This window comes from Rhodanobacter sp. AS-Z3, from assembly GCF_029224025.1.
In the GTDB taxonomy this organism is placed as follows: Bacteria; Pseudomonadota; Gammaproteobacteria; order Xanthomonadales; family Rhodanobacteraceae; genus Rhodanobacter.
Genome location: NZ_CP119392.1, coordinates 3,501,933 through 3,527,790 on the forward strand (window position 1 = coordinate 3,501,933; position 25,858 = coordinate 3,527,790).

The following is a 25,858-nucleotide window of genomic DNA, read 5'->3' on the forward strand; positions in this document are numbered from 1 at the left end:
ACGAGAAACCTCCAATGACTGCCAACCGCCGAACTCGCTCGTCCTTTCGCCGCCTCAGTGCCTGGCCGTGGCTGGTGCTCGCCGTGGCCGCTACCGGCAGCTTCACCGTGCGGGCTTCCGTGCCAGCGGCATCGGGGGCCATCGCTTCGACTGCTCACTCGCTGGTAGTCGATCTCGGCAGTGCTCGTCTGGATGTCCACTTCGTGACCGCAGGGATCGTGGGCATCCATTTCATGCCTGGCGATCAGACCACAGCACGCGCGATGGTGCTGGACCCGGCGCGGCTACCGACGACGTTTGCCGAGGTGCAGAAGACCGAGGATGCGAACGGCACGGAGTTGACTTCCGCTACGGCATCCATCCACTGGAATCGACAGCAGCATCGACTGGAGATCGCGGATAGCAAGCAGCACAGCCTGCTTGGCATCGACACCGATCGCCTGCAGCAGGGCCAGTTGCATGCGCGGCACGCGGTCGGCGATGCCGTGTACGGCATCGGCGGCTACAACGCGACTGATGATGCCTCGGCGGGGCTGCTGCGCAACGGCAAGCTTGAGGCCAAGTCCGGCGAGCAGGGCCACGCCGGCGCGCCATTTGCATGGAGTACCGCGGGCTATGGCCTTCTTCTAGACGTCGATGGCGCCACCTTCACGCTGACAAAGGGAACGATCGGCGCCAGCAGCCTGCGCAAGGACACGGACGTCTATATCCTGCTGGGTACGCCCGAACAGATCTTCGACTCGCTGGCCAGCCTCAGTGGTCACACCCCGCTGTTCCCCAAATGGGCAATGGGTTTCACCAATAGCCAGTGGGGCATCGACCAGCAGGAGCTGACCCAGATCGTCGATACCTACCGCGCCAAACACATCCCGATCGACAACATCACGCTGGACTTCGACTGGAAAGCCTGGGGCGAGGACAACTACGGCGAGTTCCGCTGGAACCCGATCAAGTTTCCCGATGGCCCCAGCGGCGCACTGAAGAAACAGATGGAGGCGCGCGGTATGCACCTCACCGGCATCATGAAGCCGCGCATCCACGTGGATACCGTCGAAGGCCGCTACGCCAGCGCACACAAGTTCTGGGTGCCTGGCGAGAAAGTCAGCGACGACTATTTCTCGCACAAGCCGGTCAAGGACATCGACTTCGATATCCCCGCGGCGCGCCAGTGGTTCGGCGACCTGGCGATGAAGTACGGCTTTGCTGACGGCATTGCCGGCTGGTGGAACGACGAAGCGGATACCGTTGGCAGCACCACCGAATTCATGAACATGCAGCGCGCGCTTTACGACAGTCAGCGCGCCGTATCGAACCAGCGGGTGTGGTCGATCAACCGCAACTTCTGGCTGGGCGCGCAACGTTACGCCTACGGCTTGTGGTCGGGCGATATCAATACCGGGTTCGAAAACATGGCCGCCCAGCGCGCACGCATGCTCAGCGCGATCAACGTTGGCGCGATGCAGTGGGGCATGGATGGCGGGGGCTTTCGCGGCGGCATGCCGACGCCGGAAAACTACGCGCGCTGGATTCAGTTCGGCGCATTCACGCCGATCTTTCGCGTACACGGCGACTTCGGCCAGAAGCGTCAGCCCTGGGTGTATGGACCGGTTGCGGAAAAAGCTGCCACCGCTGCGATACGCCTGCGCTATGCGCTGATACCGTACATCTACAGCTACGAACATAGCCGCCGGATGACCGGCGTGGGCCTGGTACGACCGTTGCTGTTCGGCTGGCCGCACGACCCGCAGGTGCGCAACGACATTGACAGCTGGCTGTTCGGCGACTGGCTGCTGGTTTCGCCGGTGGTCGAGCAAGGGCAGACGGCGAAGAACATCTATCTTCCCGCCGGCCGCTGGATCGATTGGTTCAGCGGCAAGACCTACGACGGCGGCCAGATCATTCACCTCGCTACCGATGCGAAGCGTTGGAGCGATATTCCCTTGTTTGTACGCGCTGGCGCGATTATCCCTAGCCAGCCGGCGATGAATTACGTCGGCGAGCAGCCGCTTACCCAGCTTGAAGTCGACGTGTTTCCAGCGGCGCAGCACAGCAGCTTCAACTACTACGATGACGATGGAATCAGCTACGACTACGAACAGGGTGCGTACTTCAGCCAGACCCTGTCGGTACAACGCGACGGCCATGAGGTGCAGTTTCAGACCGGTGCCGTCAGCGGCAGCTATCAGCCAGCCCTGAAGTTCTATCTGCTGAAAATTCATGGCGACGACGACATCGTCGGCACCGTCACCATCAACGGCAAGCAGCCGGCGCTTTTCACTGACCTTGACGCCTTGCAGAACGCGCAAGGTGAAGGTTGGGCGCGCGGAAAGGATCGTTTTGGCCCGGTGACCTGGGTGCGCGTTGTCGCAGGCGCCGCGCAAACCGTGCGGCTGGCACCGACGCATTGAGTGTATGGCAGCCCTGAGCGGTTGGCGCCGCCTGCCGGCTCTTCAACCTATTGCCGCGATGCCCTGCAAATGCAGGACGGCCATGCAACGACAGGTCGTCCGTTGACAAGCAGGTCTTTCCGCCACACTGCGGTGACCAAAAAAAACCGCCTGCAAGTTACGCAGACGGTCGTTGGGGAGGAAAAGGTCAACGCGCACCGAGTGCGCGCCGACCGCTTGCCGAGTCAGAACTCGGCGCGTGCGCGGATACCAAAAGCGCGAGCGTCATTGAGGAAGCGGACGTTGATGCCCGAGCCGATCAATGCTTTCTGGGAGGCCTGCTTGTTGAACAGGTTGGATACGTAGCCTTCGAAACGCCAGATGCTGTTGTTCGGCGTGAAGCCAAGGCCGAGGTTCACCGTGAAGAAGCCCTTCTGCTGGTCGGGGAACCCCGCCGCTGCGGCACCTTCGACCCGATCAACCGTACCCAGGTTGTCCTTCACGAAGACCACCGGATCGAGGTTGTACTGACTCAGGTAGTAAGCCGAGCGGTAGCTGACCAGCGTTTGCCAGTCGAACGTGCCCTGCCCCAGGTCGATGTACTGCTGCAGACGCGCAGCGCCCCAGAACTTGGAGGCCAGCGGCAACTGATTGCCTTTCAGATCGATCAGCGAGGTGATACCACCCGCATTGCCGGCAAAGTTCTGGCTGCGCGTGTCGGCCACGGTGCCGCTGACAATCTCGCTGTGCAACATCAACGCGTTGAGATCCAGCATGAAACCATGATCGAAACGCAGTGTGCTCTGCAGCTCTGCGCCGTACAGCTTGGACTTCGCCACGTTGCGGTTCACCAGCGAGAAACCGGTCGCCTGACCAAACTGGTCCACCGCAATGGTGGTCAGGTCCTGGAACACCTGATCGGTGTAGTTGTAGTAGAAGCCGGATGCATTGAACAGACCCGGGTGACCACCCAACTCGAACTGGTTCTTGGAGCCCAGTTCCCACGCCACCATCTTTTCGGGCTTGTACGTGCTCGGGATCACGGTCGGATCGAAGCTGTCATTGAAGCCACCAGACTTGTGACCGGTACTGACCGTGCCATACAACAGGTTCTTGTCGGTGACATCGAACTCGAAACCGGTGCGGAAGTCGTTGTAGTTGAATTTCGAACTGCCGCGTTGTGGACCGGGAATGGTGAGATTCAGGAACGAATTCTCGCCGTTCGGCGGACAGGTCACCGCACCACCGTTGTTGGTGTCCGGGCGATCCACGCACTGACCGTTCGGATGGCTGCCGTCGACTACACCGGCCAGTTGCTGCAGCAGCGTGTCACGCGCGCCGGGCTTGAGCACGCCGTCAATCAGGAACTTTGCCTTTTGCGCATTGGTGGTCAGGTCAGCCACGTCGAAGCTCGGACGGTCGAGTAACGAGGGCGCAAAGCCATCCGTACCCAGACGCGTGGCAAAGCAGCAGCTGTAACCGTCACCACCCAGGGTCAGCGCCCAGTTGCCGCCGATACCGATGCGCTGTTTGGTTTCCTCGGTATGCCGAGCACCTATTTTCAGACGCAGCCGATCGGTAACCGGAAAGGTCATGTCGCCAAAGAAGGCATGCGAGCGACCGGGCACTTTCGGCATGGTGAACTCGGTTCCCGAGTAGCAGCAATAGCCTTTGTCGACCAATGCGAGGTAACCGACTTGCTGGTTCTCCTTGAAGTAGAAGCCACCAAGCGTCCACACCAGCGCCGAGTCTTCCGGCGAGGTCAGCAGCAACTGATGGGTGGTCGCCTTCGAGCGCGTCTGCCAGTAGTTGTCCGACCAGACGTCATAGTCCTCACCCTGCGCACTGACATTGCGACCGGGCCACATGACGCCATCCGATGCGGCGTTGGTCTGTGCAAAACGGACACTGCGATAGCTGCCGCTGTACTCGACGTTGAACGGATCGAAGCGATAGTCGATCTTGGTCTGGACGCCCCAGATGTGATTGTCCAGCGTGCCTTGCGGGCCGCGGTAAACCACCTTGCGCATATCGAATTCGCCGGGGAAGTAACCCGCCTGGGTGGCCGAATAGATGTTCGCGCCGGGATAGCCCGTGCCACCCTCGTGGCCGTAGTCCGCCATCAGGAAAATCGACAGCCGATCCGTCGGCTTGCTGAGCAAGGACACGCGCACGTCACCTTCCTTTTGCAAGCCGGCAGGCTTCAGCCGCTGGTCGGTGCCGGCGTTGTTGAACTCGTTGGTTCCCTTGCGCAAGGCATAGCCGGAAATACGCAGCGCCGACTTCTCGCCCAACGGGATATTGAACGCACCTTCGGCACCGTGCGAATTCGCATTGCCCATTTCGCCTTGAACATAACCGCCAAGCACACCCAGTTCCGGCTGCTTGGTAACGATGTTCAGCGTGCCGCCCAGCGCATTGCGTCCACGCAAGGTGCCTTGCGGACCCTTGTTCACTTCGACCCGGTCCAGGTCGTAGAACATCAGGCCCAGTCCACGCGGGCGTGGAATGTAGTCACCATTGAGATGTGGCGCCACGGCCGGATCGCCGAGCTCGGTGCTGTTGGCCGAACCCACACCGCGAATGAAGATTTCCACGTTGCCTTCCTGGTTGGCAACGCTGAGTCCCGGCACGGCGGTCTGCAGACTCTTCACACTGTTGATGGACATTCCGCGCAAGTCGTCCGAGTTCAACGCTTGTGCCGTGCCGGCATATTTCTGCAGGCTCTGCGAACGCAATTCCACCGTCACCGTCACCGGTTTCAGGTCGGTGGCGCTGGGTTTGGCTTTCTGTACTTTCGTGGTCTGCACGACGCCGTCTTGCGACGCGTCCTGGGCAACTGCCGTGACACTGAGCAATGCCAACAGGCCATACACGGCACCCTTGGCAAGCCAGGCTTTGTGGCTGGACATGTTCATGTTCATCCTCCCCGTACTGCGATCATTGAAATATCTGCTTTTAAGCGCGTCGTGGTTCGAGGATCAGCGCATGCGGAGCCACGACGTTCACCGGTACAACCCCAAACTGACAGGACTCACTTCACCACACGCCCATGCGTGCGTTGCACTTCGCGTGTCGAGCCCGCTGAGCACTACTCAACCGCGCGGACACGGCAACACCGTATCCGCGTGTGTATCCAGCCGCACCTGCGACAACGAAACCTGCAGCGGCACATGACTTTCCAGAACGAACGGTGCTTGCAGCGCGGACATCGTGGCGCCTGCCTTGCGCATGCACTTCAGCGCGATGCCGACCGTGCGCCATTGACCGCGAGGCAGCTGCGCCAGCACCGCACGGAACGGGATACGCGCCGTGCATTTCACCGCGCAATCCACGCCTAGCGACACATCGCCGGCCGCCGGCACAACATCCGCACGGACACTCATTACCAACATCATGTCGCCGTTGGTCTCACGCTCCAGATTCACCGGCTGGGTCGATCGCAGCACCACGCTGCCACCGGCACCGTTCCACTGGATGCGCCGGGCATCTTCCTGGGCGTGATAGTCCACGCCGACAATCTGCAGGTTGCCCGCGACACTGCGCGCCGGCAGGCCATCAACCACCCGCGCAGCTCCGCCCGCATCAGCGATCGTCAGTTGCATGTTCGCGGTCGGTTTTCCGCGTGTCATGAAGATTCCAGCCACCGCTTGCTCGCCGACCAAACCGGATGCCTCGGACAGGTCTGCAGTTTCATCGTGGTCGGCATAAGTGAGCCCATAGCCGTAGGCAAATTGCGGCTTCTCACCCGGCGCCTGCGCAACCTGTATGGCGGTGCGCGGCCACGCATAGGACAGCTTGCCACGGAAGTCGGTCGCAACGCTTCCATCGGGCTTGCGCATCAGCACGTCGGCGACGCCGCCGCCCTCGGAACCTGGCAGCCACGCCATCACGAACGCATCAGCGGCGTTGATCTCGCGATTGACCCAAAGCGGACGCCCGGCGAGAAACACCGCAACCACGGGTATTCCGGCGTGCTTCAAGCGAAGCAGCAAATCAAGGTTTGCGTCGTCTCCATTGCGGTACGCGAAGCTTTTCAGATCGCCCTGGAATTCGGCATACGGCTGTTCACCAAACACCACGATGGCCAGATCGGGTTTGTGGACATAACTTCCGTCCGCTGACAGCGTGGCAGTACCGCCCGCCGCCACGACCTTCTGTTCGATGCCTGACCATATCGATTGCGCGCCAGGCAATTGGGCCGCGTTGAGACCGGTACCCTGCCAGGTAATCGTCCAGCCACCGCTTTGCTGGGATACGTTGTCGGCACCACCGCCTGCGACAAGAATGTTGGCGCGTGGATCAATCGGAAGCACACCGCCCCGATTCTTCAACAACACCAGTGATTCGCGTACGGCGCGGCGCGCCAGCGCACGATGCTCGGGAGAGCCAAGCGTTGCCAGGCTCAGACCCCCGGTGTTGTCGTGACGCGGATCGAACAAGCCTGCACGCAGCTTCACGCGCAAAACGCGGGTTACCGCATCGTCCAGTCGCGCCGGCGAGATCTGTCCCGCTTTCACCTGGGCCAGTGTGTTTGCATACAGGCCACGCCAGCTGTCGGGTGCCATCAGCATGTCGACACCTGCATTGATTGCGGCCGCGCAACTTTCATTACTGCAGCCATCGAGCTGACCGTGGGCATTCCAGTCGCCAACCACAAAACCATCGAAGCCCATGCGCTGCTTCAAAACGTCGGTGAGCAACGCATGATCACCATGCATTTTCACGCCGTTCCAACTGGAGAATGAGGCCATCACGGTCTGCACCCCGGCCGCGATGGCGGTGACATAGCCGGCCGCATGCACGTCACGCAGTACCTCCTCGCTGACACGCGCATCGCCCTGATCACGGCCTTCGAAAGTGCCGCCGTCTCCGAGGAAGTGCTTGGCCGTGGCCACCACGTGCTGGTTGCCCAGAAAGGCCTTGCTGCCCGCCGTTCCCTGCAGACCGTCAACCATCGCCGTGGCATAGCTGGCCACCAGTGCGGGATCTTGCGCATAGCCTTCGTAGGTGCGCCCCCAACGATCGTCCTGGGGTACGGCAAGCGTGGGCGCGAAGGTCCAATCGATGCCGATGGCACGCACTTCTTCCGCCGTGGCGTGCCCGATTTGTCGAATCAACTCCACGTCACGGGTCGCGCCCAGTGCCGAGTTCTGCGGGAACAGCGTGGCGCCGATCAGGTTGTTGTTGCCATGCACTGCGTCGATGCCAAACAACAACGGAATCGCGCTGTGACCGGATTCCGGCTGCAAGGCCGCGGCATGGAAGCGGGCAACCATTGCCTTCCATTGCGCTGCACTGGCGAAATCGTTGCCGCCCGGCCCGCTATTGCCACCCGCCAGCACCGAACCGAGCCGGTACGTCTTCAAATCATCCGGGGTGATAGTGGAAATGTCCGCCTGAATCAGTTGGCCGACCTTGTCCTCGACCGACATGTGAGCCAGCAGCTCGGTGATGCTTGCTTCCAGCGCGGGGTTGGCAGGCAACGCGCGCGGCACCACCGGCCAGCGATCGGGATGTACCACCGGCGACGTGGCGAACGCGCACCACGGCAGACATGCCGCCAGCGACAGCAGGCCCGCCCAGCGGAACGAGTGGTGACCACGGTGGGCAACTGACCGCATGACATCCCCTTGATGATCGCCATGGCCGCGCTATCGCGGGCTGGCTTCGGCGCAAGTATTTGCCAGTAATGACAGCGCTGTCAATAGACCGCGCAACGAACCCGCTGGTGCCGCAGGACGCACGTCTGGAAAGTTTGAGGAGCTAGCTCGGGATGCTGCCGGTGGAGCCGCGCAACTGCAGGGCGAAGGGAATCTGCACCATCAAGCCTGCACTTCGACCACGCAGCGACTCCAGCAACTGCAGTCCCGCCACTCGCCCCATCTCACGGCTGGGCTGGCGCACGGTAGTCAACGCGGGCAGCAACTGGCTGGCCAGCGGGATATCGTCAAAACCGCATACGGACACGTCACCAGGCACCTTCAAGCCATGCTCGTTGGCTGCCCACATCACGCCGGCGGCCATATCGTCATTGGCCGCGAAAACTGCCGTAGGCCGATTCTTCAACGCAAACAATTTCCGCGCGGCCGCAACGCCCGAGCCGAACGTAAAAGCACCCTGCACCACCAGCGCCTTGTTGACGGCCAACCCCGCCGCCGCCATCGCCTCGCGGTAGCCGGCCAGGCGCCAGCGACTGGCGCCATGACCGTCCATACCCAGCACATGCGCAATACGCGTATGTCCCAAGCCCAGCAGGTGATCGACAATCGCGCGTGCCGCCGCCTGCTCGTCCATCCGCACGCCAATACACCCGCCACTTTCTGGTGACACGCAAGCGTAGGCCACGTTGCATTCGCGCAGGCGCTTCAGCAACGGCGCGTAGTCGGTAAGCGGTGGCGCGAGTACCACGCCATCGGGGTGGTGATCGGAAATCAGCGCATCCAGCCGTCGAATGAAGTCATCGTCACGCATCCGCAGCGGACGCATCATCATGCTGTAGCGGTGCGCATCGCAAGCCTCAAGTACGCCATCCTGGATCTCGGCCAGGTAGGTTGAGGTGGGGTTGTCGTTGTTGTCGTACAGCATCGCCACCACGAACGAACGATTGCCAGCCAGGCTGCGTGCCGACGACAACGGCCGATAGTCCAGCGCCTCCATCGCGGCCAGCACGCGCTTGCGCGTGTCTTCACTTACGTTGGCCTCGTCGTTGAGCACGCGGGACGCCGTCTTGGGCGACACTTTCGCTGCGCGCGCCACATCTTCAAGACGTACCCGCATGGAATTTCCCGTAATGGTCATTGGTAACGATCGACTATGACTTCATCAGCCGCCGCATTACAAGAAGCCCGGATCGAAGTGACCCGAGGGCGACTGAGCGCATGAATACGTATGCAACCACTGGTTGCTGCAGTGCGACGCTGCCTACCATGCAGTGGGTACCGCCAGCCGGCCGTGCTGATGATATCGCCGTCGTACCATGCCGCAAGCAGGCAGCCACCGGAGCGCTTCCGCCGATGATCACCATGAGTTCCGTTTTCCAGCATAGCGCCTGCCCGTGCTGAGCCTGCTGGTCAGCGCGGCGATCGCCGCCAGCGCAGCGGCGAGCGTGGGCTCAGAAGGTTTGACCCATGACGGGCTGGACTGGCACGGCGTGCATGTCAGCATCGAGCGCGATACGCAGCAGCGCTACACGCTGGCATGGCCTTATGGTCAGCGCGGGATCGCGCCGCAGGCGCAGCGCAGCGACACCGCCAGCCCGCTGTTCGACGGCTTGTTCGCGATGGCGCAAGACGACCTGACGCTGGATTCGGTGAACGCGATTCGCGACGGTGCGTTCGACCACGGCCAGCCGATTCCCTGCCAGTGTTTCGTCACCGGCTTGAAATGGCCATATGTGTGGACGCGCGATCTGTCTTACGCGATCGACCTTGGCTTGTGGCGCTTCGATCCGCTGCGCTCACGCAACGGACTGCAGTTCAAGCTGTCCGGCGTACGCGTTGCCAGCGCGCCGCAGGGCCTCTATCCCATGCAGGACACGGGCTCCGGTGGCAGCTGGCCGATCAGCACCGATCGCGTGGTGTGGTTCCTCGGTGCGCGCCATCTGCTCGATGACAAGGCGTTTGCGAACGACGTATACCGCGCCCTCGGCGCCACCCTCGCGCAGGATCGGCAGTACACATTCGATGCCCGCTTCGGCCTGTATCGCGGCGAGACCTCGTTCCTCGACTGGCGCGAGCAAAGCTATCCGGCATGGACTGCGGATGATGTGGGCTTCCTCGCGCAATCGTTCGCGCTGTCCACGAACGTGCTGCACTATCAGGCGTTGCAACTGGCAGCCAAGCAGGCCAACGCACATCACGAATCCGTCGCCGCCGCCGCTTACACCGCCCAGGCCGACGCATTGAAGGGGGCGATCAACGCGTACTTCTGGCGCGCCGAGCGCGGCATGTACATGAGCTACCTCGGCGGCGACGGCACGCCCTACGAAAGCTACGACCTGCTCGGCATCGCGCTGGCCATCGACAGCGGTGTGGCTGACGGCGAACGTGCCCGGCAGACACTGGCGAATTATCCAACCTGGCCGGCCGGCAGCCCAGTGATCTGGCCCGAACGTGCGGACCAGCCGATCTACCACAACCGCGCGATCTGGCCGTTCGTCAGCATGTATGCGTTGCGCGCCGCGCGTACCGTCGAACAACCCGCGCGTATCGCCCACGAGATCACCTCGATCATGCGTGGCGCTGCGCTGTATGGCTCCAACATGGAGAACTACGAACTGCTCACGCAAGGCCAGCATCTTGATGACGGGAAGCTCAGCGGTCCGGTGGTGAATTCGCCACGCCAGTTGTGGTCGGTGGCCGCCTACCTGGCGATGGTCAGCGAAGGCGTGTTCGGCTTGCAGCCCGATGGTCGCGTCGAACCGAAGCTGCCCACCTCGCTGGTAGCGATGCTGTTCGGCACGCGCCAGACGATCACGCTGGATCTGCGCGATCGCAAGATCACCCTGCAATTGCCTGCCGCACTGGATGGCAACTTGCTGGTCGCCGATCACACCAGCACCCAAGGCCGTACCACCACCGTCATGCTGAAGTCGGTGCAGGTCACCGACGCGCCACTGCGCACCGATGCACCGTTGTACGCGCCGTTCGCCCCCGCCACACCCGTTGTGCAAACCGCCGACAAGCACTGGCAGATTCGCGTCGATGGCAAGCAGCGGCTCTACCTCAACGGCGTGGTACACAGCGATATCGACGGCAGCGCAACACTGGTGCAAGAACCCGGGCTGGCCTGCTTCAGCACCACACGGGTCGATGCGCACGGACTCGAATCGCTGCACAGCCCGACCACCTGCGTCGGCGATGTGATCAAGCTGGGCGGCGGCTGGCCACGGTCATGGACGGCCTCGGCCAACGGCGATTATCGCGTGGCGCTGGATTACACCAACGACCACGGCCCGATCAACACCGGCATTACTGCGGCAGTCAAGATGCTGATCATCCAGTGTGATGGCCACGCCGAACAGCGCCTGCCGCTGGTGATGCCGCACAGCGTACGCCTGCAGTCATCCAGTTGGGGGCGCTTCACGGCAAGCGCGGGTGCGGCCTGCCACTTCAGCATCGACGACGGATTCAACATGAGCTATCTCGACCATTTCGCCCACTACACCGGCGGCCATGGCGGTAGCGACGGCCCATTGAACCAGGCCGACGTACACGATCTGCGGATCGCCCCACTCGCTCCAGGCCACCACTCACCATGACCCACAGCACGCCTTCCCGCGCCAAACCCGAACTGTCGTTCTGGCAGATCTGGAACATGTGCTTCGGCTTCCTCGGCATCCAGTTCGGCTTCGCCCTGCAGAACGCCAACGTCAGCCGGATCTTCCAGACCCTCGGCGCCGATGTCAGCGACATTCCCGCACTGTGGATTGCCGCGCCACTGACCGGGCTGATCGTGCAGCCGATCATCGGCCATTTTTCCGACCGCACCTGGAATCGCTTCGGACGTCGGCGTCCGTATTTTTTCGCGGGTGCGGTGCTCGCCACGCTGGCACTGCTGGCGATGCCCAACTCGCCGACACTGTGGACCGCCGCAGGCTTGCTGTGGATCATGGATGCCTCGTTCAACGTATCGATGGAGCCGTTCCGCGCCTTCGTTGGTGACCAGTTGCCGCCATCGCAGCGGCCGTTGGGATATTCGATGCAAAGCGTGTTCATCGGCGTGGGCGCGGTGGTCGCCTCGTTCCTGCCTTACGTGCTGACCCAGTTCGGTGTGGCCAATACGGCACCGGCGGGCGAAGTGCCGCTGACGGTGAAGTACGCGTTCTACGCGGGCGGCTTCGTGCTGTTGGCGGCCATGCTGTGGACCATTCTGACCACGCGCGAATATCCGCCGGAGGAACTGGCAGCTTTCTCAGACAACCGCGTCGAGGAAGCCGCCGCACCGCCATCGGGCGCGTGGAAGATCGGCGCCCTGCTATTGACCAGCGGCGTCATCCTGCTGGCGTGCATCAACCACTTCGCGCTCGAAAAGGAGTTGTACCTGCTGGCCGGCGGGCTGGCCGTGTTTGGCCTGCTGTTCGTGTGGCTGGGCTTCACCGCCAGCAGCGGTGCGCTACGGCAAATCATGGGCGATTTGTATGGCATGCCGCTGCCCATGCGTCGACTCAACTGGGTGCAGTTCTTCTCGTGGTTTGCGATGTTCGCGATGTGGATCAACACCACCTCTGCCGTATCCGCCTCGTTCTACGGCAGCAGCGACACCACCTCGGTCGCCTACAACGAAGGGGCGAACTGGGCTGGCGTGTTGATGGGCACCTACAACGGCGTGGGCGTGCTGGCGGCGATCCTGATTCCGCTGATGGTTCGTGCGCTGGGCCTGCGCATCAGCCATCTGATCAACCTCTTCCTGGGCGGCTTGGGCCTGCTTTCGTTCCTGGTGATCCGTGATCCGCACTGGTTGATCGCCTCGATGGTCGGCGTGGGTTTCGCCTGGGCGTCGATCCTGTCGCTGCCTTACGCAATGCTGTCGGACAACCTGCCCAGCGCGAAGATGGGCATCTACATGGGCATCTTCAATTTCTTCATCGTGATTCCGCAGTTGCTCGCTGCCAGTGTGCTCGGCGTACTGCTCAAGCTGTTCTTCCACAACCAGCCGATCTGGGCACTGGGACTGGGCGGCGCCAGCCTGATCGTCGCCGGCCTGTTCACCCTGCGCGTGCGTGAGCCGAGCACCAACGTCACCGCGCTGCCGTAATAGCGCACCCTGTGCGCGATGCTCTTCTTCATGTAATGGGAAGGCATCGCGCACAGGGTGCGCTATTACGTGCGCACAACGGCCTTCCGCGCCATTCCATTGTTGCTGCAGGACACCCAACATGATCCGAATGAAACTCTTGCCAGTCATCGCCATGATGCTCACCTGCGGCTTGGCTCAAGCTGCAACCACGACACCGGAATTCGTCGGCACCGACGCGCCGTTCGCGTCCAGCGCGATCTACTTCCTGATGACCGACCGCTTCGTCAATGGCGACCCGTCGAACGACCAACGCAACCAGGGCGGCGTGCACCCCACCTTCGACATACCTGTAACCGGCGCACCGAAAGGCGAGAGCGCAAACATCGGCTACCTCGGCGGCGACTTCAAGGGCGTGCTGGAAAACGCCGGCTATATACGAGGCATGGGTTTCGGCGCGGTGTGGATCACCCCGATCGTCGACAACCCGAATGAAGCATTCACCGGCGGCGATCCGGTCAGTTGGGGCTCCAAATTCACCGACCGCGGCAAGACCGGCTTCCACGGCTATTGGGGCGTCAACTTCTACAAAGTCGACGAGCACCTGCCCAGCAAAGGTCTCGACTTCGCCCAGTTCACCACCGCCATGCGCGCGCAAGGTTTGAAGACCGTACTCGACATCGTCGCCAACCACGGCTCGCCCGCCTTCAGCATGCCCAAGCCGCAGCCGATGTTCGGCCAGATCTATGACAAGGACGGCAAGCTGATCGCTGATCAGCAGAACCTGCCGCCATACCAACTCGATCCGGTACGCAATCCGCTGCATCGCTTCTATCACGCGTACGACGACCTGGTGCAGTTGTCCAACAACGACGACCAGAACCCGGCCGTGCTGGACTACTTCGTCGGCGCGTACAACCAATGGGCCGACCAGGGCGCTGATGCGTTCCGCATCGACACCATCAGCCACATGTCCACCACGTTCTGGAAGCAATTCGCCGCGCGCATCCGCGCGAAGCATCCCGGCTTCTTCATGTTCGGCGAAGCCTTCGACTACAGCCCCGACAACATCGGCAAGTACACCTGGCCACAGAACGGCAGCATCAGCCTGCTCGACTTTCCGCTGCGCGGGCGCATCGCCGACGTATTCGAACACCGGGGCAGCGACTACGCCACGCTGCTCGACCGCCTTTACCTCACCAATGGCCCGTATCAGAACCCGTACGAACTGGTCACCTTCTACGACAATCACGACATGGCCCGCTTGAATGCCAGCGACAACGGCTTCATCGACGCCAACAACTGGCTGTTCACCGCGCGCGGTATTCCCGCGATCTATTACGGCTCCGAAACCGGCTTCGAGCGCGGCAAGGCCGAACATCAAGGCAACCGCAACTACTACGGCCAGCAGCGCATCGACAACGCGGCAAGCAGCCCGATCTATCAACACCTGAAACGTATAGCGCAGTTGCGCGAAACGACTCCCGCACTACAGCGCGGACTGATGCTGCCGCTGCACTTCGCCGGCGACCAGGCAGCCTTCTACCGCGTCTATCAGAAAGGCAAGGTGCACCAGATTGCGCTGGTGTTGCTCAACAAGGGCGACGCGCCGGCATCGTTCAACATCAGCAACTATCTGCAGCCTGGACATTGGGTGCCCGCGTTGGACGGTAACGCAGTCGACGTCAGCGCAAGCGGCACACTGCGAGCCATCGTGGCGCCGCACGACGTGCAGGTCTACCTGCTGGACGCGTCCGTCCAGCGCCCCGACCTCACCGCCGAACTGACACGGCTTTCCGTCGAGCGCGGACATCCGGCGCAATGATCCCATCCGACCGGTACAACGCTTCGAGCCTCCGGCCAGCAATTACGCCATTTCCGCCCCCGTTACACCCTCACTTCCGCACGCATAACTGTTACACCCCCAAAACTGCCGGATAACACGGGCGGCGCGCATGCGTGTCTCCGCCCAACCCGCAGCGCAAACGCATGATCTTCTGCAGGAATTTCCTGCTTGTCCGGCAAAGCGTGGCAACGCATACTCCGGGCAACACCCCATATTTGGGGTCTACTAAGCGTTAGGTGCCATGGGAAGTACGCTCGCTATTGCTACAGCATTGCTCGTCGGCTCTTGGTTTCCCATAGCCGGCGGCACATGGACACCCGAGCAAGCTGCTACAGCGCAGCTGCGAGCATCTATGCAGCCGTATGTAGTCGCCCACGCGAGTGACCAGCATCGGGAGCTTCGCCCTTGGTCAAGCTACTCGTTTCAGTACCAAGGTCGTGGCAGCGCAGACGGTAAATTCATCTTCATCAACGCCTTCTGCAGCGCTCCCGACGCATATGCAGCCGAGCGGTTCGTGCAAGTTCTAGACGGTGGTACTTGTTACTTCGAACTCAAATACAATCCAAAGACCAAAACGTTTTACGATCTCGGGTTCAACGGCGTAGCGTAACGCGCTGTGGCACCTAACCAGTCATCCAAGCGGACGGCTCCGCCGCCGCTTAATTCCAGCGTTAGACCTTACAAGGAACACCTCTCCATGGTCGTAAAGAAAAAGCGTGAAGGTTTTGGCCTTGAAATGAAAACGTTCGAGGGTGAGGACGGTAATTCGTACTTGGTCTTTCGTACTGGCACAGGCTCCTTCCATGTGTTCATGGAGGTCGAGGCTAAAGAGGCTGCGCGTCAGTGCGGAGCCACTTCCGGCAAGAACACTCGTGGTATGTGGTCGGATGTCTGGCGCGGCGGTAAGGTCTAACATCTCATCCAAGCGGACGGCTGCGCCGCCGCTTAATTCCAGCGTTAGGCGGTCAGAACAGCATCCTTTTTGTGTTGCGTCGCGTGCGCCGCTTTCTGGCTTTGCATTGGCTGCGCGGGTCATGTTGTTTCACGCTGGCCTGCGTTGTCGTCTTTCGTGCGCTTGGTCGTTCGTTGCGTCTTGCGCGCGTTGTCCTATTTCGCATCTTCGTTCTTCGCCGTACGCGCGGTTCGTCGCACGTGGCGTTTGTCGTCAGCGGTTTCGTTCTTCGCACGCAGGCCACAACCTTCGCGGCATTGCCGGGCTTTCAAAGCAGCGCTATCGTGTCGCTCACCGACGGCGTAACTTGGCTGCCGTCTAACCAGTCATCCAAGTGGACGGCTTCGCCGCCACTTAATTCCAGCGTTAGGCCAATGAAATGCACTCCACATCGCTTGATCTAATACTGGACGCCGCAGGCATATATTTTGTGTTGTACGGCGCCGCGCTACTAGCAGCCATTTGGTTTTTTCCATCGCTCAAGAGGCAAGTTCAGCTTCATCCGCGGCTTTGGGGAAGGCTTCCGCAGGAAAATTTCCGAGCGTCGACACAGGGGCTTTTTTATCTACTCTTCGGAGCATATTTTACGTGTGGTAACTTGGGTTACCGCGTGATGAGCTACAGCTTGTTTGGGCTATTTGCCATATGTGCGGTCGTCATGTTTTGGCAACGATTCAACCATCGTAACGGTCAGGGGCGGGCCTAACCACTCGTCCAAGCGGACGCGCGAAAAGCCGCGCGCCGCTTAACTCCAGCGTTAGACCTCACAGGAAGTGTCTCGATGATCGACAATATTTTGATCGCTGCCGGCCTTGCTATGGCGGTCTACGGTTTTATTGGTCTCGTGGGGGTTTGGTTAGTCCCCGCAATCGGAAGCTCACGGCTCTATGGTGCGGGCATGCTCACCGGGCGCATGGAGCCTACTCGCGTCAATAGAACGGTCACGGTGCTCTGGGCTCTTCTCTTTGGTATGTGTCTGGCTTCGTTGTCTTCGGGTCACCGCACACTGGGCAATCTTTTCTTGGTGGCGTTCTCGCTATGCGCCGTCGCGGTTCTGTACATGCGGCATCGACATGGCAGGTGAGGTCTAACCAGTCATCCAAGCGGACGGCTCCGCCGCCGCTTAATTCCAGCGTTAGGCCTCACAAACGAAATCTATGACCAACCAAGTTGACGACAATTTCTACAACCGTGCAGATGGATACATTGCGCTAGCTAACGAACATTGCTTGTCTACTGGCAAGGGTAAAGTTAGTGCGTCGTTTCTCTATGGCGCCGCCAGATTCAATGCTTACGTTGGAGCTATCAATTCCGGTTCACTTCAGCGCATGACGGAAGAAAAAGAAAACATTGTCAGCTACTACTTGAAAGAGTACGAAGATATGCTCCGCGAGAACCTCACTGACTACATCGAAAATTACGACGACTACATGGCAACACCGAGCGGCGGTGAGGCCTAACAATTCGTCCAAGCGGACGTGCGAAAAGCCGCACGCCGCTTAACTCAAGCGTTGAGGCTGTAGAAAAAGCTCTTTTCGCACGCAGATAGACGGCCATAACCGCGACGAGTGAATGCCGTCACTTGGCGATGCCGATTTCGGCGCATCCGCATGGCGCAATATTTGGTTCTATCTGACACCGCTGACACGCGTTCCAGACAGCGCAACGCGCGCCTTCTGCCCGGTCACGCCACCTTGCGGTAGTTCGCCCACTTCTCGATGTTGTGGACCAGGGCGAACAACTTCCATTGCCCGTCCACTTTGGGTTGGCTGCGCAGCGTGAAACGGTCGAGCCGCTTGTTCGCGCGCACGTTGCCGAACACCGGCTCGACGATCGCGAAGCGTCGGCCATACTGCTCACGTCCGCGCTCGCTGTCGATGCGCTCGCGCATGCGCTGGCTGTGGGTGGGCTCGACTTTGCGCGTGAGCACGGCGACCTGTCGTGACCGCGTGGTTTGCGGCTTGCGCAAGCACTTAGGACGCAGCGGGCAATCCTTGCAGGCGGCTTCCGATGCACGGAATTTGATCGCGGCGTAGCCGCCGATGGTGCAGTCCTTGCCGTTGCGATACAGGTGCTTTCCGGCTGGGCAAACGGCATGGGACTGGTCCGGCGCGATGATGAAATCGGCGCTGCCGAACAGCCGTGACTTGGCCTTCTTGCGTGACTTGTCGTGCAGCGGATCGGGCTTGGCCAGGTGCTTGTCCTGCTCGACGAATCGTTCATCGCGTCGACGCATGGCGTTGTCGGCGATCAAGGCATTGATCTGCCTTTCAGCCAATCCGGCGAGGTTGGCTTCGGAGTGATAGCCGGCATCGGCAGTGATCAAGGTGGTGGCTGTGCGCTGGGCAGCGCATGCGTCAAGCACGGGCAACAGCAGCTCTTGCTCGGCGCCGGTGCCGTGAGCCGAGGCCTCGACGATGACTTGATGCTTGTCATCGACCACGGCCACGGCACAGTAACCCTGGATCACGCCCTTGTCGGTGGCCAGCTTCGCCGACTCGTTGTCTGTGCGGTTGGACTTGCGAATCTTGCCGCGCGAACCGGGTCGATCGTCGGGGTGCTCGGCCAACCACTGGCGGATCTTGATCGCGTCGCTGGTGAGGCGGTCGATGCGAGCAGCCGCCTTGGCGTCCAGCACATCTTCGGCCGTGCCGGCATCGTTGGCCTGATGGCGCTCCAGCATCGTCGCTGCGGCGCGCTCCATCTTCTGCGCCTGCGCGAGGAACTCGGCACGCGTGCCGGAGCGGTGTTTGGATGCGTTGGATGGCAGCTTTACGCCATCAATGGCAAACATCTCCCGGCCGATCAGCCCCTCGCCATCGAGTAGCGTGAGCACCTGGGAAAACACCGACGCGATGGCGTCGCGCGAGCGGCTGACAAAGTCGGCAATCGTGGTGAAGTGCGGCTTGGCGTCGCCGGTCAACGCGATGAACAGCACGTTGTCGCGGCAAGCGCGCTCGATCGACCGCGAGCTCACCATGCCCTGCGAATACGCCAGCAACACCGCCTTGAGCAACATCGTCGGTGCGTGCGCTGGCGCGCCGTTCTGGTCGTTGCGGTAGTGCGCATCGAACGCCGACAGGTCCAGTTGATCCACCAGGTGATGCAGCGCGTGCGCGAACGACCCCGGCACCAGCTGCGCCTGCAGATCCACCGGCAACAGCCGTGGACTCATGTCGATGTGTCGGTAACGCGCCATGCTCGTGCCTCTTGTTCGCCTGAGGCTATTGAAGCAAGATCGCCGGAGGTTTTTCTACAACCTCGTTAGACCTTTAAGGGAGAGATCACAGTGGCTTGGAGCATTAAAGCGAAGGTTTTGGTCGCGGTCGCGTTACTGGTCGTAGCATCCGGTGCTATGGCTGCAGGGGGCAAGTTAGGGTTTGGCAGCCAAGTCAGCGTCTCCGGCTTCTTCAGCCCGACGCTCGAGCAGGTCAAAGTATCAACCGTGACTGCTGGTTCGCCTGCGGCGACTGCGGGCCTAAAGCCAGGCGATTATATCGTCGAGGTTAATGGCAAGCCGGTCAGTGGCGCACCGGCTCGCGCAATGGCAAGTCAATTTAAAAGCTTGCAGCCGGGTCAGCATCTGCTACTTAAACTTAAGCGTGGCAATAAATTCGTAAACGCAGATATCGTGGCCGGCGCGTAAAGGTCTTGCATCTCGTTCCAGGCGGACGGCTACGCCGCCGCTCAACTCCATCGTTAGGTCCCCATGACACACGATCGCAAAATGGAAGAGTACAAGCGCCTGATGGCGGAAAAGGGAATTGGGGCAGCGACTGCGTGTCCGCCTCTTTGGAAGCTGCTCTGGTCAATGGGCATTCCGCTTCCGCCACCGCTGTACATGCGTTTTCTGCCGCTTGCCCTTCTTGGCGGCGCATTCTTTGGACTCATGTTTGGTGCTTTTGCTTGGTACATGGGTAATAGGGGCATTCGCACCATGTCGTTCAAAGAGGCGTGTGATGTCGCCCTGATCACCGGCGCGGCTTTCGGTATTAGTGTCGCGTGGCTCACCCGTCGTCAGGCTCGCAAACTCGGGTTAGGTACTTGGTCTGCACTGGGCGCAGCCCGGCTGCATACCCAAGAGTTCCTTTAGTCAGGTTCTCTCCGGGTGGGTCTGACGCGTTGCCTATCACTTCGCGCTGGCGATGAAACGAACTCGGTACTTCAGGCGGCTTGAACTGAGCGACGCATTGGATGACGCAGGCTGGCACAGGGGTCGTAGTGCACATCCTGCGCCAGCGTCACCCACAGTTGGCGTGCATGTTTGTTCGCCAGGTCGTGAACCAACACCGTGAACTCGATGGGCAGCGCGGCCTGTTCGTGCAGCTCGGCCAGCACCCGGCGCAGCGCCTCGGCCTTGTAGCCTTCGCGCACCCGGCGCCAGGCCAGCCGTGCCTGCTGGTCGATGGTGTTGATCGGCACGAAGTGCATATTGCCCTGACGAGCGACCGCGGTAATCGCCTCGGCGTCGTTGCGATGGTTCTTGCTGTGCTGGCTTTTGCGATACGGTTTGACCAGTTGCGCGGCCATCCACCGTGGCTGTAAGCCGTATTCCAGACACCGTCGCGCCCAGTGATGCGCCCCGCTGCATGCTTACATCGCCACCATCGCACCCGTCGGCACCTGTGCCAGCCACTGGCCAAACACGTCACGGCGCAGATCCTGCCGCCGCAACCCGCTGCTCGAGGCATCTACCTCGCAAACCGAAAACACGCTCTTCGCCAAATCCACGCCGATGGTTATAGTGCTCATGGAGACGTCCTCTTCTGTTGATGGTTGTTTCGCAACACCATCATGGCCCTCGAGGTCTTAGGGGGAGGAAGTCTCTTTTTACTCGTTCAAGCGAACCGCTGCGTTCCAGCGGCCACTTAATTTCGGCGTTAGGCAATTAGGAGAGGTATATGGTCACCAATGGATGGAACCGCTTGTTGCTTGTTCTATCGGCAGCTTGGCTCTTGCTCGCAGGCCTGTGGATTTTCGCAAACTATCCGAATGTAACGCCAGATTTGGCCGCTTCACCGGTGAACGATCCATTTTTTAGCGTAGTTTCTACGGGAAATAGCGCCAGTCCGTTTCAGATCAGCGCGCATCCTTTGGCCATGGCAAGTTACATCGTCATCCCTATTCTTCTGTTGTGGGCTTTTGCCGGCGTCGTTCGCTGGATTAGACGCGGCTTTCGGCAAGACATTGCCTAACCACTGGTCCGAGGCGGACGGCTGTGCCGCCGCTCCATTCCAACGTTGCACCTCACTGGGAGAATTTCTTGGGTACTGGATTTTGGGTCAAGCGTCTTCTTACCGTTCTTGTGGGCGCGTTCGCGATCATCTTCGCCGTGCAGCTGCTCAAGGGCCATAGCTTCGGTTATGCCGCGGCGCAGGGGGCCATTTGGGGCACTCTGGCTACGCTTATCTTCGGCGTCACCCGGTTCTTTCGAGCAAGACGTGGTCAGCATTGCGCGATGTGCAGGGACACGCCGGAGATGCAGCAAGACTCTCGCGGGGATGTCTAACCGCATTCGAGGCGGACGCCACGCCGCCGTTCAACTCCAGCGCCACGCCTTATGAAGAATGCGCCGCCCGGATACGAGTGTCCGTTCTGCGGCATTGCGGAGACGCTGCCCTCGTCCGCCCCGGAATCCGCCGTTGTGTTGGTGGATGCGAACCTGTTCGCCCTGGTCCCGACTCACCACTACGCTGGCATACGAGGCAACTGCCTGGTGGTACCTCGGAGCCACTATGAGAACGTGCTGGACATCCCGGACAACCTCGGTAGCGACTTCTTTCGTGCCACGCGTCGTCTCGCGGGTGCGATGCGGGAGGCTTTTGGGTGTGAAGGAATATCTACCCGCCAGCACAACGGTCCGGCCGGCGATCAAGACGTGTGGCACTACCATCTGCATGTATTTCCCCGCCAGCCAAATGACGGGCTGCATGCGGGGCGGAAAGTGCCGTACACGACCGAGGAACGCATTGCGGTGGCAGCAAGCCTGCGGGCCGCTTTGCGGTAGGTGTACGTTGCGTGCGAGTCGAGTTACCCGGATGCACCATGCAAGCTTGGTCCGCAGTCCACGCGTACGGCCACGTCACCGCTCAGTTCCCGCGTCGGGCGGCACAAGGCCCCTCCGCGCCATTCACCGCATTCTGGGAAATTATTGATGCACGCACGCAAGCAGATCGAAGACCTCGCGAAGTATTACCAGGAGTTCCACCATCGCTGCATGACCTGGTACATCCTCGTGCTGGGTTTGTTCATTGCCGGAGTGATCTCGTCACCGGCGGGGCTGCCTGGCGCAAGGCTCTGGATCGTGCCGATTCTCGTCTCCGCGGTGTTCATCGGCTTGGTCTTCTTTTATTACATGAATGTCTACGGCGCGAGGATCGACAAACTCAACGCCTATCTCGCCAACGAGGATCTCGATCCCCCGAAGGACTGGCGCACTGACCATCGGAATGTATCGTTCGGGCTACATGGCGTCGGCGCCGTGTTCATTGCCCTGGTTCTCGCAGGTCTGCAGGCAGCGCTGTTTTCCCTGGCGATCATCAAGTTCTATCTGTAGCGCAGACTGAAGAACAACGAGGTGACTGCAATGAAAGTGGGTCGCCTTGTCGCAGTACTGGCAGTGGCAGTTGCACTGGCTCTTGCCAGCGCCTTCGCGCTGGCAACGCTCGCCTCGAACAACTTGATCCCTTCAGTGGTTCGCGATCCTCTCCATGATTTCGTGCAGCCCGGCGTGACCGTCTGGTGGTTTTTGCTGGGTGGACCGTTTCGCAGCGCCCCCTCATCACCAGCAGGCATAGCCTTTGCGTCGGCGGTAAACGCGGCACTGTGGCTGGCCTTGCTTTGGCTCTTGTTGGCGTTGCTGCAGGTGATTCGCCGGCGATTGGCAACACGCCGTCACTGAATGCGAGTACGTGATGGCAGACGCAACTTGGCGCGAGGCGCCTGGCTGGCGACTGGCAACGGCTGCTTGAACGGTCAGGCGCGTGCGGAACGCAGGCGCGCCTCAGCTTCTGCCACGCATAACCCCGGGTCGAGCAGAAAGCCCTGCAATTCATCGCAACCCGCGGCGAGCAGGAAGTCGGCCTGCGCCGCGGTCTCCACGCCTTCTGCGGCAATGCTCATGCGCAACTCATGGGCAACGGTGATCACGGCTCGCACGATCGCCGTGTCGGCGGAATCCTCGGGCAGACCGCGCACAAAGCTCTGATCGATCTTCAACTTGTCGATCGGGAATTGCTTGAGATAGGCCAGTGACGAATAGCCGGTGCCGAAGTCGTCCAGCGATACCCGCACACCCAATGATTTCAATTCAGTCAGTGCGTTCTGTACCCGCGCCACGTTTTCCATCAACGCGCTTTCGGTGATCTCGATGTCCAGCATGCTGGATGGAACGGCGTGACGCTGCAGGGCTTCGGCTACCTGCGCAACCAGGCCGGGGCGCTGCAATTGCTGCGCCGAAACATTCACTGCCACCGTGAAGTCGCGATAGCCACGATCCAGCCACTGGCGTATCTGCCCGCAGGCAACATCGATGACCCATTCACCGATCTCGGGCATCAGGCCGAGTGCTTCGGCAATCGGAATGAAACGGCCCGGCGACACCCTGCCCAACTGCTGACTGTTCCAGCGCAGCAGTGCTTCGAAGCCGGTCAACCGGTGCTCGGCCACGTCATGTTGCGGCTGGTAGTGCAGTTCGAACTCACCCAGGCGGATCGCATCACGCAGGTGATTGCCGAGCAGTAAACGATCCTCGAGTTCGTGCATCTGTGCTTCGGAAAATTCGCAGACGCGATCACGGCCGTCCTGCTTGGCCTGATTCATCGCTGCTTCGGCCCGTTGCAAAAGGGTCTTCGCGTTGGTGCCGTGTTCGGGCGAATGGCTGATGCCGACGCTGGCCGTGAGCAACAATCGATAGTCATCACCTTCGATGGGCTCGGCTACCGCCGCACGCAGGCACTCGGCAAGCTTCAATGCGGCCGACGACGAAAGCCCCGCCGCTGTGACGAGAAATTCATCACCGGCGAAGCGGGCAATCCGGCCGTTGCCCTCGAGGGCAAGCTGAAGCTTCCACGCAAGCCGCTGCAAGACATCGTCGCCGGCCGGATGACCAACCGAGGCATTGACCAACTGGAATCGATCCAGCCCCACCACCATGACCCATGCGGGGACCGATGGATCGCGCAGCATGTCTGCCAGCGCCTGCTCCAGCAGCAAATGGTGCGGCAGGCCGGTAACTGCATCGTGACTGGAGGCGTAAGCCAGCTCCGCTTCTATCCGGCGTCGCTCGGTGATGTCGCGGGCGACGGCGTAGACCAGTCCATCGGGCGCCACGAACGACGCCCACTCCAGATACTTTTGACTGCCATCCCGACACAGGCAGCGGCAGGTAAAGGTTTGAACCTGCTGCCCGGCAGCATTGAGCTGCAACATGGGATCGGCGTCGGACATCGCGTCCTCCGCACGAAGAAATTCGCGGTAGCCGCGCGAGGTCAACTCATCGACGGAATAGCCGGTAACGCGCGACAGCGACGGATTGAACTGTACCAGCCGGCCAGCCGCCAGATCGATGATGCAGAAGATTTCCAGCGACATTTCAAAGAAGCGGGTGCGCTCGCGAAGACGGTGCGTGAGCTGCTCGCTTTCGATTGCCACGGCGGTGAGCGGAAGCATGCGGTCAATGCTTTGCAGCTCCTCCGGACGCGGCTCGCGCGCTTCGCGAAAGTACACGGCGAACGTACCCAGCACCTTGCCGTCACGGCCGAGAACCGGGGTCGACCAGCAGGCTTTCAAGCCATGCACCAAGGCCAGTGACCGGTAATTCTCCCAATACGGATGCGTGGCGATGTCGGCCACCACGACGCGCTCGCGACGCCAGGCGGCGGTGCCGCAGGAGCCCCGCGCTTCGCCGATTTCAAGTCCGTGCAGGGCTCGGTTGAAGGTCTCGGGCAAACAGGGTGCGGCGCCGTGCAACACGTGGCGACCGCTCTCATCCAGCAGCAACAGCGAGCACAGCGCACCGGGATTCATCGTCTCGTGCAGGCGCGCAATCTGATCCAGACTTTGTGCCAGCGAATGCCGCGCGGCAATGCCGGCAAGGATTTCATGCTGGCCGGCGTCCAGCTGTTGGGCGCGCTTGCGCTCGGTAATGTCCTGGCAGGCACCCATCATGCGGAGCGGCTGACCAGCCTCATCAAAATCAACGCTGCCGCGGCTGAGCAGGGTACGCACCACGCCGTCGGCACGCTGGATGCGTTCCTCGAACTCGAACGGCTGGCGACTGTTCAATGCCTGCCCGATCGTCTGTTGCACCCGTTCACGATCGTCCTGATGCACCAGGGCGAGGTAGGCCTCGAACGTCGCCCCGTGCTGCTTCGGTGACACACCATAGATGCGGTACAACTCATCCGACCAGGTCACCCGGTTGCCGGCAATGTCCCAGTCCCAGCTACCGAGGTGTGCCTCCCGCTGCGCATACGACAGCATGTGCTGCTGTTCCTGCAACTCCTGTTCGGTGCGCTTGCGCTCGGTGATGTCGAGGAAGTAAATGGTCAGCCCATCCGCCGACGGATAGATCCGATTCTCGAACCAGCGATCTTGCGGCGGGTACCGGACCTCCATGTGCACTGGCTGCTGCTCGGTCATCGCCCGTTCGCAGGCCAGCTGGAACGGAAGCCCATGGGTATCCGGAAATACTTCCATCACCTGGCGGCCAAGCAGCTCGTCGGCACGACGACCCAGCTGCTCGCACGCCTTCGCGTTGACGTAGGTGCAGCGCCAGTCACGATCCAGCGCCACGTACGCATCGGCGATGCGTTCGAACACCTGGTGAAACTCCAATTCGGAGATGGTCCGTTGCACAGCGATCTCGACCCCGTCATGCGGAGAAACCTGGACAGCCCCTGCAGACTACGGGATCAACGGCGTCGACCGCAATGA

Annotated in this window: 20 protein-coding genes; 13 read left to right on the top strand and 7 right to left on the bottom strand. The window is 61.0% G+C overall.

What is annotated here, in order from left to right; genetic code table 11:
* Positions 1-14 precede the first annotated feature (14 nt).
* Complete coding sequence (locus tag PY254_RS15710; RefSeq protein ID WP_281012985.1) at positions 15-2,408, top strand: TIM-barrel domain-containing protein; 2,394 nt, start codon at positions 15-17, stop codon at positions 2,406-2,408.
* Positions 2,409-2,632: 224 nt separating this feature from the next.
* Here PY254_RS15710 and PY254_RS15715 read toward each other — a convergent pair whose 3' ends face one another.
* The 3 genes from PY254_RS15715 to PY254_RS15725 all read right to left on the bottom strand — a co-directional run bounded on the left by PY254_RS15715 (position 2,633) and on the right by PY254_RS15725 (position 9,167).
* Complete coding sequence (locus tag PY254_RS15715; RefSeq protein WP_281012986.1) at positions 2,633-5,299, bottom strand: TonB-dependent receptor; 2,667 nt, start codon at positions 5,297-5,299, stop codon at positions 2,633-2,635.
* A 183-nt stretch (positions 5,300-5,482) separates the two neighbouring features.
* A complete protein-coding gene (locus PY254_RS15720; protein ID WP_281012987.1) occupies positions 5,483-8,011 on the bottom strand; it encodes a glycoside hydrolase family 3 protein in 2,529 nt (842 codons plus the stop codon).
* A gap of 142 nt (positions 8,012-8,153) precedes the next feature.
* Complete coding sequence (locus PY254_RS15725) at positions 8,154-9,167, bottom strand: LacI family DNA-binding transcriptional regulator (protein ID WP_281012988.1); 1,014 nt, start codon at positions 9,165-9,167, stop codon at positions 8,154-8,156.
* Between the two features lie 277 nt (positions 9,168-9,444).
* On the opposite strand from PY254_RS15725, the gene PY254_RS15730 reads away from it, so the two are divergent.
* The 6 genes from PY254_RS15730 (at position 9,445) to PY254_RS15755 (ending at position 17,382) form a co-directional block, all read left to right on the top strand.
* Entirely contained in the window at positions 9,445-11,649 is a 2,205-nt protein-coding gene (locus PY254_RS15730) for an alpha-L-rhamnosidase-related protein (protein ID WP_281012989.1), read from the top strand.
* Positions 11,646-13,145, top strand: coding sequence for an MFS transporter (locus PY254_RS15735; RefSeq protein WP_281012990.1), 1,500 nt, complete (start codon positions 11,646-11,648; stop codon positions 13,143-13,145). The genes PY254_RS15730 and PY254_RS15735 overlap by 4 nt, the downstream gene beginning before the upstream one ends.
* 121 nt (positions 13,146-13,266) lie before the next feature.
* Positions 13,267-14,949: an alpha-amylase family glycosyl hydrolase gene (locus PY254_RS15740; RefSeq protein ID WP_281012991.1), complete on the top strand. Its 1,683-nt coding sequence runs from the start codon at positions 13,267-13,269 to the stop codon at positions 14,947-14,949.
* Between the two features lie 718 nt (positions 14,950-15,667).
* On the top strand, positions 15,668-15,883 hold the full coding sequence (locus PY254_RS15745) for a hypothetical protein (RefSeq protein ID WP_281011977.1): 216 nt from the start codon (positions 15,668-15,670) through the stop codon (positions 15,881-15,883).
* Between the two features lie 820 nt (positions 15,884-16,703).
* Positions 16,704-17,006: a hypothetical protein gene (locus PY254_RS15750; protein WP_281012992.1), complete on the top strand. Its 303-nt coding sequence runs from the start codon at positions 16,704-16,706 to the stop codon at positions 17,004-17,006.
* Positions 17,007-17,079: 73 nt separating this feature from the next.
* Complete coding sequence (locus PY254_RS15755; protein ID WP_281012993.1) at positions 17,080-17,382, top strand: DUF3144 domain-containing protein; 303 nt, start codon at positions 17,080-17,082, stop codon at positions 17,380-17,382.
* A gap of 224 nt (positions 17,383-17,606) precedes the next feature.
* Here PY254_RS15755 and PY254_RS15760 read toward each other — a convergent pair whose 3' ends face one another.
* On the bottom strand, positions 17,607-19,121 hold the full coding sequence (locus tag PY254_RS15760) for an IS1182 family transposase (protein ID WP_281012994.1): 1,515 nt from the start codon (positions 19,119-19,121) through the stop codon (positions 17,607-17,609).
* Positions 19,122-19,211: 90 nt separating this feature from the next.
* Between PY254_RS15760 and PY254_RS15765 the strand changes: the two genes are divergently transcribed.
* Both PY254_RS15765 and PY254_RS15770 read left to right on the top strand, forming a co-directional pair.
* Entirely contained in the window at positions 19,212-19,568 is a 357-nt protein-coding gene (locus PY254_RS15765; RefSeq protein ID WP_281012995.1) for a PDZ domain-containing protein, read from the top strand.
* 63 nt (positions 19,569-19,631) lie between these two features.
* Entirely contained in the window at positions 19,632-20,015 is a 384-nt protein-coding gene (locus tag PY254_RS15770; RefSeq protein WP_281012996.1) for a DUF6404 family protein, read from the top strand.
* Between the two features lie 71 nt (positions 20,016-20,086).
* On the opposite strand, the gene PY254_RS15775 is transcribed toward PY254_RS15770, so the two are convergent.
* Entirely contained in the window at positions 20,087-20,452 is a 366-nt protein-coding gene (locus tag PY254_RS15775; RefSeq protein WP_281012997.1) for a hypothetical protein, read from the bottom strand.
* Positions 20,453-20,515: 63 nt separating this feature from the next.
* Positions 20,516-20,674 carry a hypothetical protein gene (locus tag PY254_RS15780; RefSeq protein WP_281012998.1) on the bottom strand — a complete coding sequence of 53 codons (159 nt, stop codon included), beginning with the start codon at positions 20,672-20,674 and terminating at the stop codon, positions 20,516-20,518.
* Positions 20,675-20,823: 149 nt separating this feature from the next.
* On the opposite strand from PY254_RS15780, the gene PY254_RS15785 reads away from it, so the two are divergent.
* From PY254_RS15785 to PY254_RS15800, 4 genes are all read left to right on the top strand, one after another.
* Positions 20,824-21,117, top strand: a complete 294-nt coding sequence (locus tag PY254_RS15785) for a hypothetical protein (protein WP_281012999.1) — start codon at positions 20,824-20,826, stop codon at positions 21,115-21,117.
* A 365-nt stretch (positions 21,118-21,482) separates the two neighbouring features.
* Entirely contained in the window at positions 21,483-21,929 is a 447-nt protein-coding gene (locus PY254_RS15790) for an HIT family protein (protein WP_281013001.1), read from the top strand.
* Positions 21,930-22,076: 147 nt separating this feature from the next.
* Positions 22,077-22,478, top strand: a complete 402-nt coding sequence (locus PY254_RS15795) for a hypothetical protein (protein WP_281013002.1) — start codon at positions 22,077-22,079, stop codon at positions 22,476-22,478.
* A gap of 30 nt (positions 22,479-22,508) precedes the next feature.
* Positions 22,509-22,823, top strand: coding sequence for a hypothetical protein (locus tag PY254_RS15800; protein WP_281013003.1), 315 nt, complete (start codon positions 22,509-22,511; stop codon positions 22,821-22,823).
* 74 nt (positions 22,824-22,897) lie between these two features.
* Here PY254_RS15800 and PY254_RS15805 read toward each other — a convergent pair whose 3' ends face one another.
* Positions 22,898-25,780 carry a sensor domain-containing protein gene (locus tag PY254_RS15805; protein ID WP_281013004.1) on the bottom strand — a complete coding sequence of 961 codons (2,883 nt, stop codon included), beginning with the start codon at positions 25,778-25,780 and terminating at the stop codon, positions 22,898-22,900.
* Between the last annotated feature and the right edge of the window lie 78 nt (positions 25,781-25,858).

Coding starts and splice junctions, on each gene's coding strand:
- PY254_RS15745 (WP_281011977.1), top strand. CDS start 15,668: ATGGTCGTAAAGAAAAAGCGTGAAGGTTTTGGCCTTGAAATGAAAACG.
- PY254_RS15725 (WP_281012988.1), bottom strand. CDS start 9,167: ATGCGGGTACGTCTTGAAGATGTGGCGCGCGCAGCGAAAGTGTCGCCC.
- PY254_RS15770 (WP_281012996.1), top strand. CDS start 19,632: ATGACACACGATCGCAAAATGGAAGAGTACAAGCGCCTGATGGCGGAA.
- PY254_RS15755 (WP_281012993.1), top strand. CDS start 17,080: ATGACCAACCAAGTTGACGACAATTTCTACAACCGTGCAGATGGATAC.
- PY254_RS15760 (WP_281012994.1), bottom strand. CDS start 19,121: ATGGCGCGTTACCGACACATCGACATGAGTCCACGGCTGTTGCCGGTG.
- PY254_RS15720 (WP_281012987.1), bottom strand. CDS start 8,011: ATGCGGTCAGTTGCCCACCGTGGTCACCACTCGTTCCGCTGGGCGGGC.
- PY254_RS15780 (WP_281012998.1), bottom strand. CDS start 20,674: ATGAGCACTATAACCATCGGCGTGGATTTGGCGAAGAGCGTGTTTTCG.
- PY254_RS15795 (WP_281013002.1), top strand. CDS start 22,077: ATGCACGCACGCAAGCAGATCGAAGACCTCGCGAAGTATTACCAGGAG.
- PY254_RS15750 (WP_281012992.1), top strand. CDS start 16,704: ATGATCGACAATATTTTGATCGCTGCCGGCCTTGCTATGGCGGTCTAC.
- PY254_RS15740 (WP_281012991.1), top strand. CDS start 13,267: ATGATCCGAATGAAACTCTTGCCAGTCATCGCCATGATGCTCACCTGC.
- PY254_RS15715 (WP_281012986.1), bottom strand. CDS start 5,299: ATGTCCAGCCACAAAGCCTGGCTTGCCAAGGGTGCCGTGTATGGCCTG.
- PY254_RS15735 (WP_281012990.1), top strand. CDS start 11,646: ATGACCCACAGCACGCCTTCCCGCGCCAAACCCGAACTGTCGTTCTGG.
- PY254_RS15790 (WP_281013001.1), top strand. CDS start 21,483: ATGAAGAATGCGCCGCCCGGATACGAGTGTCCGTTCTGCGGCATTGCG.
- PY254_RS15800 (WP_281013003.1), top strand. CDS start 22,509: ATGAAAGTGGGTCGCCTTGTCGCAGTACTGGCAGTGGCAGTTGCACTG.
- PY254_RS15785 (WP_281012999.1), top strand. CDS start 20,824: ATGGTCACCAATGGATGGAACCGCTTGTTGCTTGTTCTATCGGCAGCT.
- PY254_RS15775 (WP_281012997.1), bottom strand. CDS start 20,452: ATGGCCGCGCAACTGGTCAAACCGTATCGCAAAAGCCAGCACAGCAAG.
- PY254_RS15710 (WP_281012985.1), top strand. CDS start 15: ATGACTGCCAACCGCCGAACTCGCTCGTCCTTTCGCCGCCTCAGTGCC.